The sequence below is a fragment of the bacterium genome (assembly GCA_035308905.1).
Taxonomy (GTDB): Bacteria; Sysuimicrobiota; Sysuimicrobiia; order Sysuimicrobiales; family Segetimicrobiaceae; genus DASSJF01.
The window spans coordinates 1-12,717 of sequence record DATGFS010000026.1 but is presented as its reverse complement, the minus strand read 5'-3'; the positions used below and the strand labels follow the sequence as shown (position 1 = coordinate 12,717).

General features: G+C 66.8%; 14 protein-coding genes and 1 tRNA gene. 3 read left to right on the top strand and 12 right to left on the bottom strand.

From position 1 onward, the window contains the following. Positions 1–13: 13 nt before the first annotated feature. Entirely contained in the window at positions 14–250 is a 237-nt protein-coding gene (locus VKT83_07265; GenBank protein ID HLY22252.1) for a hypothetical protein, read from the top strand. A gap of 715 nt (positions 251–965) precedes the next feature. Here VKT83_07265 and VKT83_07260 read toward each other — a convergent pair. The 3 genes from VKT83_07260 to VKT83_07250 all read right to left on the bottom strand — a co-directional run bounded on the left by VKT83_07260 (position 966) and on the right by VKT83_07250 (position 2,706). Further along, positions 966–1,595, bottom strand: coding sequence for a hypothetical protein (locus VKT83_07260; protein HLY22251.1), 630 nt, complete (start codon positions 1,593–1,595; stop codon positions 966–968). A 10-nt stretch (positions 1,596–1,605) separates the two neighbouring features. Then, positions 1,606–2,286 (bottom strand): hypothetical protein, encoded by a 681-nt coding sequence (locus VKT83_07255; GenBank protein ID HLY22250.1) that lies wholly within the window; start codon positions 2,284–2,286, stop codon positions 1,606–1,608. A gap of 344 nt (positions 2,287–2,630) precedes the next feature. Continuing rightward, positions 2,631–2,706, bottom strand: a tRNA-Lys gene (locus VKT83_07250). A 70-nt stretch (positions 2,707–2,776) separates the two neighbouring features. Here VKT83_07250 and VKT83_07245 point away from each other — a divergent pair. Continuing rightward, a complete protein-coding gene (locus tag VKT83_07245) occupies positions 2,777–3,115 on the top strand; it encodes a DUF6616 family protein (protein HLY22249.1) in 339 nt (112 codons plus the stop codon). 94 nt (positions 3,116–3,209) lie between these two features. Here VKT83_07245 and VKT83_07240 read toward each other — a convergent pair whose 3' ends face one another. Genes VKT83_07240 through VKT83_07210 form a run of 7 tightly spaced genes read right to left on the bottom strand, consistent with a single transcriptional unit; the run spans position 3,210 to position 10,344 of the window. Beyond that, positions 3,210–4,262, bottom strand: a complete 1,053-nt coding sequence (locus tag VKT83_07240) for an ABC transporter substrate-binding protein (GenBank protein ID HLY22248.1) — start codon at positions 4,260–4,262, stop codon at positions 3,210–3,212. 25 nt (positions 4,263–4,287) lie between these two features. Further along, positions 4,288–5,346 carry an ABC transporter substrate-binding protein gene (locus tag VKT83_07235; protein HLY22247.1) on the bottom strand — a complete coding sequence of 353 codons (1,059 nt, stop codon included), beginning with the start codon at positions 5,344–5,346 and terminating at the stop codon, positions 4,288–4,290. A gap of 25 nt (positions 5,347–5,371) precedes the next feature. After that, positions 5,372–6,559, bottom strand: a complete 1,188-nt coding sequence (locus VKT83_07230; GenBank protein ID HLY22246.1) for a CoA transferase — start codon at positions 6,557–6,559, stop codon at positions 5,372–5,374. Next, positions 6,559–7,359 carry an enoyl-CoA hydratase-related protein gene (locus VKT83_07225; protein ID HLY22245.1) on the bottom strand — a complete coding sequence of 267 codons (801 nt, stop codon included), beginning with the start codon at positions 7,357–7,359 and terminating at the stop codon, positions 6,559–6,561. The genes VKT83_07230 and VKT83_07225 overlap by 1 nt, the downstream gene beginning before the upstream one ends. Further along, on the bottom strand, positions 7,356–8,702 hold the full coding sequence (locus VKT83_07220) for an FAD-dependent oxidoreductase (protein ID HLY22244.1): 1,347 nt from the start codon (positions 8,700–8,702) through the stop codon (positions 7,356–7,358). Before VKT83_07220 ends, VKT83_07225 begins: the two co-directional genes overlap by 4 nt. Beyond that, positions 8,699–9,562 (bottom strand): ABC transporter permease, encoded by an 864-nt coding sequence (locus tag VKT83_07215; protein HLY22243.1) that lies wholly within the window; start codon positions 9,560–9,562, stop codon positions 8,699–8,701. Before VKT83_07215 ends, VKT83_07220 begins: the two co-directional genes overlap by 4 nt. Then, positions 9,559–10,344 (bottom strand): ABC transporter ATP-binding protein, encoded by a 786-nt coding sequence (locus VKT83_07210; protein HLY22242.1) that lies wholly within the window; start codon positions 10,342–10,344, stop codon positions 9,559–9,561. The genes VKT83_07215 and VKT83_07210 overlap by 4 nt, the downstream gene beginning before the upstream one ends. A 59-nt stretch (positions 10,345–10,403) precedes the next feature. On the opposite strand from VKT83_07210, the gene VKT83_07205 reads away from it, so the two are divergent. After that, complete coding sequence (locus tag VKT83_07205; GenBank protein ID HLY22241.1) at positions 10,404–11,705, top strand: amidohydrolase; 1,302 nt, start codon at positions 10,404–10,406, stop codon at positions 11,703–11,705. Between the two features lie 10 nt (positions 11,706–11,715). On the opposite strand, the gene VKT83_07200 is transcribed toward VKT83_07205, so the two are convergent. After that, positions 11,716–12,507, bottom strand: coding sequence for an SDR family NAD(P)-dependent oxidoreductase (locus VKT83_07200; protein HLY22240.1), 792 nt, complete (start codon positions 12,505–12,507; stop codon positions 11,716–11,718). Between the two features lie 20 nt (positions 12,508–12,527). Next, positions 12,528–12,717, bottom strand: a 190-nt coding sequence (locus tag VKT83_07195) for a hypothetical protein (protein HLY22239.1), incomplete at its 5' end; no start/stop codon positions are given.

Genomic DNA, 12,717 nt, shown 5'->3' with positions numbered 1-12,717 from the left:
GCTGACGGTTTGAATGTTAGTGTTCGGCAGGAGGCTTCTACCGAACATCAGGAACCGCAATGACGTGACCGACGCCGAGCGCCTCCACGACATCGAGCAGAAACTACGCTGCTGGGGCTACTTGTCGCATTACCCGGATGCGGAGCGCGATGTGGCGTGGCTGCTTGAAAGACGGGCCGAACAGGAAGCATGCATCGCCGAACTGGAGGCACGACTAAGACAAGCGGCGTGGGCTTCCTCGCTTCCATGAGCACCGTTGATGCAGGATGCCGCCTCGAACCCAAAACCCCGTGCAGTATTGGCAACTCCGCTCACGCCTGAGCGTCGAGCAGTCCGCGCAACGAATCGGAATCTCGCCTGAGCGTTACGGTGAGGTTGTAGTGCTCGGCAAAGAGCACTTCACTGAGGAAGAAATTCGGAAGGTCCTTGCTGCGACGGGTATAGCCGAGGATCGGCTCCGGGCATGGGCGCAGCGGCCCCGAGGGGATACGCGAAACCCGCCTGCGCAGTAGAAGCGTCGATCAGGCGCTTGCTTTGTCGCCCGACGGAGGTGGGATCAAGATTGTCGTCTTCTTGGCCAACTCTCTTGCACGAGACTTGGTCACGTTTCCCACGATGTCACAGTGTGCGGCGTGACCCTCTTCTGGGGTATGTTGAATCGTCAACTCAAGAGAACGGGGCACACTGGCTGCGACTACGCCGAGCCCATGATTGGCCCACATAGCTCCTAACCCATGCACGTAAGCCAGGACAGCTTCAGGGCTCGCGTGTCTTTCCCAAAATACCGAAATGTGGTGAAATCCATCTTCGCGCTTGCGCTCATGGTAGGCAGCAGACTTAATGCTGCCGTCAGCATTTATCCAGTCGGGAAGAATTAGACGATAGAGCCTATCGTCGTCCGAGACACCCTCGGTTTCTCCTTGTGGGGTTTGATCCACCGCCGCTTCGAACGTGATTGGCGGGCACTAAAGGATCCGACGCAATAGATCCGGAAGTTTGTCGGCGGGAGTAAGATCCCCCTCATTCTCGTGTCCCTGCCCTGTGTCCAGCAAGTAGGTAGGATTGCCCTGTGCCCCGATCTCAACTTCTAGGCTGCCGCGATCTCCTCGCCATTCTAGTTGGATGCCGCCAGTGACCAATGGAGCAACCCCGTACGGCACTACTCGCTTGCCCATCTCGTAAGACAAATCACGCAACGAACCCAGCAGTTGCTTGGCTGTCGTAACTGTGGCTGGAGAAATTTCGTGGGCGCCATGGAAGTACCAATCCGATCTCAAATCAAGAAACCCGTCCATGCGCCGATAGGTTTGGTCGAGCAGTTCGTCCAAAATAGATTGCGCCGCCAGCGCCCGCACCATTCCTTCAGCGGAAGCGAGAACCTCAGCCCACCCGAATTGGTAGGCTAACTCAACACCTAGACCCCCGAGCTGCGGCATCTTCAGCACAGTAGTATAGGCGACCGCTGACCTGAGCGGGGTACTGAGCGGATACGCACTCGAAACTTCTGTGGCCGTCTCTGTTCGCGGTTTGGTTTGGACGTAACCGTATTCGGGCGAGTGTTCCTGACCAAGGATGCCTAGAGTTTCGAAGGCCATCTGGGTTGACTCACCTCTCTTGCGGACTCAGGCCGAAACTCGCGTACACACTACGCAAGAAATCGGCTGCGACAGTTGTTAACTCCCGCGTCGAGACCTTCTGCCCATCCCATACAGACAGGACTCGAAAATATAGACCGTCCTTCACGATGGCGGACAAGTCTATTGTGACCGCAGCCGATAGTCGCTTATCCTGCGCACCATAGTAGAAAACGATCCCGTGCCCCACGTTAGGACCGAGATTTTCAGGGCCTCTGAAGGCAAACTTGTTAATGAAGTCACGAGTGTTGGTGTTCTCCAATAGAGCGTGGATGCCCAGCGACAGGGAATGGGTCTTGAACCTTGTGTTCAATTCGGGCGCCTCAAAGAGAGTAAGAGCGTCCATCGAGGCGGCAGTGAGCTGTTGGACATTCACACGATTAAGGTCCAAACACTGAATCTCGACCTTCTCCAACTTGATTCGCAATGTGGCCGCGAAGTTGAACAGATAACAAAGGAGGCTGAAATCTCCTAAAGACCCGCCACCTTGATCCCAGCGAATGTCTGTCAAACGGACGCCGTATGGGGACAACTTCGCAAAGAGGCGCCGCGTTAATCCTACGGGATCTCCTCCAAAGAGGGCGAAACCAGGCTCCACAAAGTCAGCCTGATGTGTGAGATCCGCCCGGGAGACCTTTAGAGTGACCGCCATTCTGCTTCTCCGTTCCCGCGACTTGGCGCAGGCTCCGGAATCGAACCGAGGACCGCACGTAGCAACGCGATTATGCCCTTCCGCAGCGAGGCGCAGCGTTCGACCCTGTCGATAGGGCTGCCGTAACCAAAGACAATTGTACCTGTCGGCCAAAGCCCCTGCTAGCCCACTGGACTCGCGTAGGTGCTCGCAGAGGATCGAAGCTTGGTAGAAGGGAGGTTCCTGACGGCCCGGACATATTGATTGAGTCCACGCCACCGTGGTCGCGTGCGCGAGCGTGGCGGGGTTATAGTGAGGGGTAATTGAGGGGTACGTTTTTACGAACCGCTCGCTAGCCCTTGGTATGGTGGGCCCTGAGGGACTCGAACCCCCGACGCCCGGGTTAAAAGCCCGGCGCTCTACCCGCTGAGCTAAGGGCCCGCCTGGGCCAGTGTAGCATCCGTCCCAAATACCCGCTAGGTCCGCGCCGCGACGCCGGTATATCTCCGGTATGTATTACTACATTGAGGAATGGAAGCACCGCAACGAATGGCTTGCGATGACTCCGGAGGACCGGGGCAAGTTTTTGTACGACCTCAGCCCAACCGTTCAAACACTGATCGACGAAGGCGCGGAACTGGTCGGGTACTGCATCAACCACAACGGTCATCACGACAAGACCGATCGATTTCTGCGCGTCTGGCGGATCCCGGACAAAGAATTCGCGCAGCGCATCGAGACAGCCCTCGAGAAGGCCGGCTGGCGTACGTTTTTCGATCCAGGGGACACGCGCGGCGAAGTCATGACGCCGCAGGTCGCGATCCCCTACCTGGTCAACCCGGAGAAGTAAGCGCCGGCAGGCACGGGCGCAGCAGGCAGCCGCCGACGACACGGCCGCAGCGCCGTAATCTGGGCTGCGGCTGCGACGGCTGCCTCCGACAGCGTCAGATCTTCGGCGTCTTCGCCATTTCCACGATCTCGTTCGTCATCACGTCGCCGGGCGGCACCGGTTGCGGAATCTGCTTCAGCCCGTAGTAGGTGTCGCTGATCGCCTTCCACACGTTCGGGTCCATGTAGCCGAATCCGTGCTGCTTCGTCGCCGGCGACGACATGTACGGGATCTCGTTCTTCCACGTCTGGAGCTCCAACGGGCGGCTCAGCGCCGGCGCGGCCTTGATCACCCAGTCCACGGCCTCGTCGGGATGGTCGGCGGCGTACGTCCAGCCTTTCGCGCTCGCCGCGAGGAAGCGCGCCAGGAGATCCTTGCGGTCGCGCAGCACGCGGTCGGTCGTGAAGTACGTATAGGCGTACAGGTGGATGCCGAGGTCCCAGAGCTTGAAGTAGCCGAAGCTGCCGGCCTGCCGCACCGCTTCGACCTGCGGCGCGTCGATGATCCAGCCCGTGATGACATCGACCTGGCCCGTCACGAGCGGCCGCGTGTCGCCGCCCACGAACTGCACCTTCACCTTGTCCGGCGGGATCTGGTATTTGGCCAGGACCGCGTCGAGCAGCGGCCGGGCGGTCGCCTGGATGCCGATCGTCTTGCCTTCGAAGTCCTTGGGCGTGTGGATGCCGGACTTGGAGAGGAATATGAACGCGAACGGGTGCCGCTGCAGCGCGGTGGCGAACGCCTTCACCGGAAGACCTCGGGAGCGCGCGTTCACCAGGACGGCGACCGACGACACGTTGCCGAAGGGCACGCCGCCGCCGGCGACGATCTGGATCGGATCGATGTTGGGGCCACCCGGCTGGATCTTCAGGTCGATGCCCGCGTCCTTGAAATAGCCCTTCCCGATCGCGGTGAAGTCGCCGGCCATCTGGGCGTTGGCGAGCCAGCCGAGCTGCTCCGACAAACCCGTCATACCCTGTGCCTGCGAGGGCGAGGCCAGGCCCAGCAGCCGCCCGCCCGCCGCGCCCAGGCCGATTACCGCGCCGCCGGCGAGAAGACCACGCCGGCTCACCGGTCTTGTGAAGAGCGTCATCGTGTCCCGCTTCATCGGTGGCCTCCGTTCGCGCTGCGCGTCAGACTTTCGGCGTCTTTGCCATCACGACCAGCTCGTTGGTCATGATCTCGTCCGGCTTCACCGGCCGGGGCATCTGCTCGAGCGAGATATAAGTGTCGCTGAGCTCAGCCCAGACCTTGGGATCCATGTAGCCCCAGCCGTACTGCTTGGTGGCGATCGACGTGAAGTAGTCGCCCATGTTGCGGAGCGTCGTGATCTCGAGCGTCCGGTTGAGGGCCGGCGCGGCGCGGAGCACGATGTCGATCGCCTCCTCCGGATGGTCGCGCGCATCGAGCCAGCCCTTGGCGCTCGCCGACAGGAAGCGCGCGAGCACGTCGCGGCGCTGATTGTACGCGGTGTCCGTGGTGAAGTAGGTATACGCGTACTGCCGGATGCCGAGATCCCACAGCCGGAAGTACCCGACCTGGCTCGCGAGTCCCAGGGTGGCGAACAGCGGCAGGCGGTCGATCACCCACCCGGTGATCACATCCACCTGGTGCGTGGCGAGCGGCGCGATATCGCCGCCTACGAAGACCACCTTCACGCGATCTTTGGCCACGTGGTGCTTCTGGAGCACCGCGTCGAGCAGCGGCCGCGCGGTCGGCTGGATGCCGATCGTCTTGCCCTCGAAGTCCCGGGGGGTGCGGATCCCGGACGACTTGAGGTAGAAGAAAGCGAACGGGTGCTTCTGCAGCACGGTCCCGAAGGCTTTGATCGGCAGCCCGTGGCTGCGGGCATTGAGCAGCACGCCGATGGACGCGACGTCGCCGAACGTGGTGCCGCCGCCCGCCACCACCTGGATCGGATCGAGGGCCGGGCCGCCGGGCTGCATCTTCAGGTCGATGCCGGCCTCGCGATAGTAGCCCTTGGCGATGGCGACGAGCTCGCCGGCCGCCTGCGAGTTGAGGAACCAGGCGAACTGCATCGACATCGCTGTGGTGCCCTGCGCCTCGGCCCGCGAGACCGGTCCGGACAATGCGGCGCCGGCCCCAAGGGCCAGCGCCGCGGCGCCGCCTCGCCGCAGCAATTCGCGGCGTCCCATCATCGAACTGAGAAACGTCACCCGATCGCGTGCCATGTGCCGCTCACCCCCCCAGAGGAGTTCACACCGCGGCGTCCGCGTGCAGCCGCCCGATCTCGTCGTCGCCGTATCCGAGCTCGCGGAGTATCTCGTCCGTGTGCTCGCCTGCCTCCGGCGCGCCCCGCCGCACCGCGGCCGCCGTCTCGCTCATCTTCACCGGATTGCCCACCGTCCGGACGCGCCCCCGCCGCCCGTCGGGGATCTCGATGACCATCTCGTTGTGCGCGAGCTGCGGATCCGCGAGCGCCTCGGCCAGCGTGCGGATCGGCGCGCAGAGGATGTCCTCATGCTCCAGAGCCGCGAGCGCTTCCTCCTGTGTCAGTTCGGCGATCCGACGCCGGAAGATCGCCTGCAGCGCCGCGCGGTTGGCGAACTGCTGCGGCTCGGTCGCGAAGCGCGCATCTTCGTGCAGGGGCTCGAGCCGCAGAGCCCGGCAGATATCGCGCAGCGGCTCCTGCTTGAACGCCCCGAGGAACAGGATCCATTTGCCGTCGCGCGTCTGGAAGTGGCCGTTGAGCGGCATCCGGCTCCAGTTGATCTCCTGGCCGGCGTTGAGCATGCACGCCGCTTCCTGCTGCTGCATGTAGAACATGCTGTCGAAGAGCGACGAAGTCACGAGCTGCCCGCGGCCGGTTTTGGCGCGCGCCATGAGGGCCAGCAGAATGCCCTGGACCAGGAGCATCCCGGCCGCGAAGTCGCACACCGCCACGGTGAACGGCTCCGGCGGCGTCCCGACCTCCGCGCGGCGCATCAGGGAGCCGGCCATCGCCTGCGCGATCCAGTCCTGGCCGCCCTTCAATTGGTAGGGACCCGACGGGCCGAAGCCGCTGCCCATCGCGTAGACGATCCGCGGGTTCATCTCCCGGACTTGATCGTACCCGTAGCCGAGTTTCTCCATCGCACCGGGCCGGAAGTTGTGCACCAGCACGTCGGCGCCGCGGACGAGGCGCTCCATGATGCCGCGCCCGCCGGGCTTTCGCAGATCGAGCGTCATCGCCCGCTTGTTGCGGTTCCCCGCGATGAACAAAAAGCTCGTCCCGTCCGGCTGCGGCAGCGTCGCGCGGAGGAAATCGCCGGCGCCCGGCCGCTCGATCTTGACGACGTCGGCCCCGAAGTCGCCGAGCATCTGCGTCGCGATCGGTCCGAGCGTGATTTGCGTGAAGTCGAGGACGCGGATACCCTCGAGCGGCAGCGGCGCGCCCGGCGGCATCAGCGGCCCTTCCAGCGCGGCGGCCGTTTCTCGCGGAACGCGCGGGTACCTTCTTCGGAGTCCTCCGAAGCGACGGCCTCCATCACCCGGCGCGGGAACCACCGCGGGGCCGCCCACGACGGCAGGTCGCGGCCCTCCATGGCGATCTGCTTGGTGCCCTCGACCGACAGCGGCGCGCAGGCGATGATGTCCGCGGCCCACCGTTCCGCCGCCGCCGCGACACCGTCCGAGGGCGCGACCTCGTTGACGAATCCGGCGGCGTGCCCGTCGCGCGCGCTCACGCGGCGGCCGGTCAGCAGCATGCCCATCGCCATCTTGTACGGAACCTGCCGGGTGAGCATCGCGATCCCGCCGTCGAGCGCCATATAGCCGACGCGGGGCTCCGGGAAGCCGAACTCCGCGTGCTCGGCCGCGACGATGAGGTCGCAGGCGAGCGCGAGCTCGAAGCCCGTGCCGAGCGCGAGGCCGTTCACGGCCGCGATCACCGGCTTCAGGAGATCCCGCCGGAACGACAGGCCGCCCGCCCCGAGGGCCGGCCCGTCCCACAAATACGGGACGCCGTTCTTCGCGTCGGGATCTTTGAGGTCGGTGCCGGCGCAGAACGCCCTGGTACCGGCGCCGCTCAGAATGGCCACGCGGACCTCGCGGTCGTCGCGGATCTCGTCCCACACGGAGGACAGCGCCGCGTGCGCGGCCCGGCTGAGCGCGTTCAGCACGTTCGGGCGGTCGATGGTCACCCTCGCGAGCGGTCCGTCCTTAGCGTAGCGGATCCCGGCCTCGCGCCGCGCCGCCTCGTTCATGATCCCGCCGCTCCATACCGGGCCGTGTTGGCGATCGGTGCGCCCAGGATCGCGCCCTGCGCGGCGAGGCGTTCTTGCAGCTCGCCGACGTCGACACGCCGGGGCTCGAGGCTCTTCCCGACGGCGATGGCCGCCGCGGTCCCCGCCGCCTCGCCCATCACCATGCACGGCGGAATTTCCCGGCTGATCTTCTGCGCCTCCGGCGTCGCCGAGTAGTGGCGGCCGGCCACGAGCAGGCCGTCGACGCCGACCGGCAGCAGGCTGCGGTAGGGCATGTAGTAGTCGCGGCCGCGCCCGATCACGTCGGGGAACGTCCGCCGCTCCACGATGTCTTCCTTGGTCAGCACGTACTCGCCGAGGAGCAGGCGCGTCTGCCGCACGCCCGCCTGCGGCGCGGCGTCCAGGACGTAGGAGCGCTCGAACCCGGGGAAGTGCTCGCGCAGCCATGCGGCCGCCCGGACGAAGCGCTGGCGCGCCTCGACCTCGAGGCGGGTCAGGTCTTCCACCCGCAGCCCGTCGAGGCCGTGGATGTGCGGCGTGTTGCACCAGATGACGCCGTCGCGCGGCGTGTGCAGCCACCAGAGGTCCCAGGACGCGCCGAAAATCTGCTTCACCTGATGGTTGAGCCGCTTCGCCTCTTCCGGATGTTCGCGCTCGAACCGCGTCGCGCGGGCGGTGTCGACGTCGGCGAGGCGGTGAACCAGCGTCATCATGTAGGAGCCCTTGATGTGCGGCGCGCCGGCGCCCGCGTACACGTCGCCGTCGCCCGTCGCGTCGATGAAGAGGCGGCCCTCGACGGCCTGCCGTCCCTCCTTCGTCTCGACCACGACCGCGTGCATTCGGCCGTCTTCCACCACCGGCCGGGAGAACCACGAATGCATCCGCAGCGTCACGCCGGCGCCGAGCGCCATCTCGTTCGAGATCTGCTTCCACACCTCGGGGTCGAACGAGGCGCCGTACGTCGTCGGATGCGGCTGGACGCGCGCGTAGAAGTCCTCGAAGCCCCACCGCGCCCACTTCCACCACAACTCCTCGTCCTGGCGGAAGCACTCCTCGAGCGGCGGCACGACGCAGCCGCCGGCCGCGGCCATGCGCTCGACGATCTCGTGGCCGATGCCGCCGACGGTCCGTCCGCCGCGGTCGCACATGTCGTCGAGTAGCAGGACCATCCCGCCGGACGCGAGGCCGCCGAGGTACCCGTAGCGCTCGAGGATCATCGTCCGGGCGCCGTTCCGCGCGGCCGCCACCGCAGCGGCGATGCCGGCGGGCCCGCCCCCGACCACCACGACGTCGGCATCGGCGACGACGGGCACGTCGCGTGCGGGCTCGTGCACGGTCTTCATGGAGCGCCTCCTGTCCGCCGCCACGGCACGAAGTAGTTCTCCAGCACTGAGATGAGGCCGAACAGCGCCAGCGCGATCGCCGAGGCGACCGCCATCGTTGCGTACAGCAGCGGGGTGCGGTAGTCGTACGTGGAGGCGAGGATGAGATACCCGAGCCCCTTGTTCGAGCCGATCCACTCCGCGACGATGGCGCCGAGCAGGCTCGCGGTGCTGGCGATGCGCAACGCGGAGAAGAGGTACGGCAGCGACGTCGGCCAGCGCAGGTAGCGGAAGACTTCCCACTTGGTCGCGGACAGCACGTGCATCAGCTCATGCGCCTGTGCGTCGACCGCGTTGAGCCCGTCCACCATGTTCACGAGGGTCGGGAAGAACGTGATCAGCGCGGCGATCGCGATCTTGGGCGCGTAGCCGTTGCCGAGCAGCAGCACGAGGATCGGGCTGATCGCCACGATCGGAAGCGTGCGGACGGTGACGGCGAGCGGGTAGACCGTGTGCCGGAAGGTGCGGTTGTGAACGAAGCCGATCGCGATCAGCACCGCGATGATGTTGCCGGTGACGAACCCGCCCACCGTCTCCACGATCGTGGGCCAGGCGTTGGTCGCCAGGATCACGGGCTGCGCCCGCAGGGCGTCCACGACCTCGAGCGGAGTCGCGGCGATATAGTGCGGCACCTTGAAGACCACCATCACCGCCTGCCACAGCGCCAGCACCGCGAGGATGCCGGTCAGCGACAGCACAATACGCCGCGCGCCGTTCTCTCGGTCGCGCGCGGCGCCGGCCGGCACGCCCATCGGCGGCTTTGATTTCATGGTGGCCGACGGCGAGTCCGCCGGCACGACCGCGGGCCCGGCCGCCTTCACGACGCGTCCTCCAGCGCCCCGCGGAGCTCCGCGGAATACCGGGTGAACTCGGGCGTGTCCTTCATCTTCGGGTGGCGCGGGTACGGTAGATCGATCTCCACGATGCGCCGGATGCGCGCCGGCCGCGGCGACATCACCACGACGCGCATCGAGAGGTAGACCGCCTCCGAAATGCTGTGGGTGACGAACACGACCGTGCGGCGAACCTCGGTCCAGATCCGCAGCAGCTCCTCGTTGAGCCGGTCCCGCGTGATCGCGTCGAGCGCGCCGAAGGGCTCGTCCATCAGCAGCACCTTGGGGTCGCTCACGAGCGCGCGGGCGATGGCGACGCGCTGCTGCATGCCGCCGGAGAGTTGCGCCGGCCGCGCCCGGTTGAAGCCGTCGAGGCCGACGAGCTTCAGCAAGGCGTCCGGGGAGGACGACGGGGTGTGCCGCGCCCCCCAGTTGCCGATGCGCAGCGGCAGGGAGACATTCTCCTCCGCGCTGAGCCACGGCAGCAGCACCGGCTGCTGGAAGACCATGCCGAGCGCCCGGGTCCGGCGGGCGGCCGCGGGCGAGGCGCCGAGCACGGCCGCCTGTCCGCGCGTCGGCGGGAGGATATCGGCGATGACGCGCAGCAGGGTCGATTTGCCGCAGCCGGAGGGACCGAGGAGCGAGACGAACTCGCCTTGCCGGACCGTAAGCGTGATGCCGCGAAGTACTTCGAGGACGCCGTCGGCAAGCGCGAACGACATGCCGACGTCGCCGAGCTCGATCGCCGGCGCATCTACCAGGACGGACATTGGACAGGCCGTTCTGCGGTTTTCGAACAGAGTCCTTTCCACGCGGGAGGTAGCCGGACGTGCGGCAGATTCTGAGGGGCGGCACCGTCGTGACGATGAACCCGCGGGACGAAATCCTCTCGCCCGGGACGGTCGTCATCGACGATGCGCGCATCGTGCACGTCGGGCCTGACGATGCCGCCGGACCGCCGTGGCCCGGGGATGCGGTCGTCGACTGCCGGGATCATCTCGTGATGCCGGGCCTGATCAACACGCACACGCACGCCGGCTTCGCGCTCTTTCGCGGGCTCGGCGAGGACCGCACCAAAGAGCAGTGGTTCGCCTCGGCCTACGCGCCGCCGTACATGGACGGCGCCGTGCCCGACGACTACTACTGGGGCACGATGCTCGGCGGGTTCGACATGCTCATGAACGGTATCACCTGCACCGCCGACCGCTTCTCCTACATGGCCACAATCGCGGAGGCGTTCGACCGCCTCGGGATGCGCGCCGTCGTCTGCCACACCCTGCGCGACATCACGGCGCCGCTCGAGTGGGACCGGGCGATGGCGCTGATCGACCGGTGGGGCACGGCCGCGGACGCGCGGATCCACTGCGGGATCGGCCCGCACGCGCCCGACACCTGCTCCGACGACCTCCAGCGCCGGATCCGGCGCACGGCGACGGAGACCGGCGCCCACGTCTTCATCCACTGCTCGCAGGCGCAGGCCGAGCTCGCGGCGCTCCGGACCCGCGGACACCGAGGCGGCGTGCACTGCCTCGCGGCGACGGGGTTGCTCGGCCCGGACGTGGTCGCGGCACACTGCATCTATATCGACGAGGACGAGATTCGCCTGTTGGCGGAGAGCGGAACGTGGGTGAGCCACTGCTCGGTCAGCGCCGCGCGGATCGAGGGACACCTCGCCCCGATCCCGGCGCTCGTCCGCGCCGGCGCCAACGTCGCGCTCGGCACGGACTGGGCGGTGACCAACAACGGGATGGACCTCTTCGACGAGATGAAGTGCGCGGGCGTGCTCAACAAAGTGGCCTCGGGCGACCCGTCGGTGCTGCCGTCCACGGCGCTCTTGCGGATGGCGACGATCGACGCGGCCCGCGCGCTCGGCATCGAGGCGCACGCGGGCAGCCTGGAAGCGGGCAAGCGCGCGGACGTCATCGCGCTCGACATGCGCAGCCCACACCTCCGGCCGTGGCACGACGTCGCGGCGACACTGGTCTACTCGGCCAAGGGGCTCGACGTGCGCCACGTCTGGGTGGACGGCCGGTGCCTCATCCGGGACCGGCGTCCGCTGGATCTCGACGTCGACGAGGTCTACGCGCAGGTCGACCGGATCTGGACGCGGCTGCGCGCGACGGCCCCGTAACTCGACCCGCCTACTCCGGCGCGATCTCCGGGAACCGGCTGAGCGGGAAGATATCCACCGTCGCCGATCGCTGCTGGATCAATAATCCCCCGTCGACGACCAGCAGGTGGCCGGTAATGTAGCGCGCGTCGTCGGACGCCAGAAAGACCGCGGGACCGGCGAGCTCGTCCACCTCGCCCACGCGGCCCATCGGAATGTTCTCGCCCCGCGCACGCTTGATGTCTTCGCTCATGTTCGAACTGTCGATCGATCCCGGGACGAGCGCGTTGACCCGCACGCCGTAGGGGGCGAGATCGAGCGCCATCGCGCGCGTCAGCGCTTCGATGCCGCCCTTCGCCGCATCGTACGCGGCGTTGCCGCGGTGGGCCCTGGAGGCCCCGCCGCTCGACATGTTGATGATCACGCCCGAACGGCGGCGCGCCATGATCTTCGCGGCGCGGGAGCCGCAGAGAAACGCGCCCGTCAGATTGACGGCGATGACCCGCTCCCACCATGCGTCGTCCGCGTCCAGGAAGTGACGCATCGTGTCCGTCAGGCTCGCGTTGTTGACGAGCACGTCGAGGGCGCCGAAGCGCCCGAGGACCGTCTCCATCAAGCGGTCGACCTGCGCGGGCACGGAGACGTCGGCCGCGACCGCCACGGCCGAGCCGCCGCGGGCCGCCAAGTCTCGCGCAACCTCATCGGCGCCGGCGGCGCTGACGTCGTTGACGACAACGTGCGCCCCCTCCGCGCCGAAGCGCGCCGCGATCGCCCGCCCGATGCCGCGCGCCGCGCCGGTGACGACTGCGACCTTGCCGGTCATTCGCGTCCCGGACGTCATCGTTAGCCGAGCATGATCCCCCGGCCGGGCTCGTTCGGACGGTCGCCGTATTCGTTTTCGCCGATCAGCAGGTCGCCTTCTTTGAAGCGCGTGGCGCGGAACGGCCGCAGCGGCACAGTCCGCGGAGCGCCGTCGGTCATCCACTCCGAGAGCGCGGCGCCGAGCGCCGGCGCGGTCTTGAAGCCGGACCCG

Coding starts and splice junctions, on each gene's coding strand:
- VKT83_07265 (HLY22252.1), top strand. CDS start 14: ATGTTAGTGTTCGGCAGGAGGCTTCTACCGAACATCAGGAACCGCAAT.
- VKT83_07260 (HLY22251.1), bottom strand. CDS start 1,595: ATGGCCTTCGAAACTCTAGGCATCCTTGGTCAGGAACACTCGCCCGAA.
- VKT83_07255 (HLY22250.1), bottom strand. CDS start 2,286: ATGGCGGTCACTCTAAAGGTCTCCCGGGCGGATCTCACACATCAGGCT.
- VKT83_07245 (HLY22249.1), top strand. CDS start 2,777: ATGTATTACTACATTGAGGAATGGAAGCACCGCAACGAATGGCTTGCG.
- VKT83_07240 (HLY22248.1), bottom strand. CDS start 4,262: ATGAAGCGGGACACGATGACGCTCTTCACAAGACCGGTGAGCCGGCGT.
- VKT83_07235 (HLY22247.1), bottom strand. CDS start 5,346: ATGGCACGCGATCGGGTGACGTTTCTCAGTTCGATGATGGGACGCCGC.
- VKT83_07230 (HLY22246.1), bottom strand. CDS start 6,559: ATGCCGCCGGGCGCGCCGCTGCCGCTCGAGGGTATCCGCGTCCTCGAC.
- VKT83_07225 (HLY22245.1), bottom strand. CDS start 7,359: ATGAACGAGGCGGCGCGGCGCGAGGCCGGGATCCGCTACGCTAAGGAC.
- VKT83_07220 (HLY22244.1), bottom strand. CDS start 8,702: ATGAAGACCGTGCACGAGCCCGCACGCGACGTGCCCGTCGTCGCCGAT.
- VKT83_07210 (HLY22242.1), bottom strand. CDS start 10,344: ATGTCCGTCCTGGTAGATGCGCCGGCGATCGAGCTCGGCGACGTCGGC.
- VKT83_07200 (HLY22240.1), bottom strand. CDS start 12,507: ATGACCGGCAAGGTCGCAGTCGTCACCGGCGCGGCGCGCGGCATCGGG.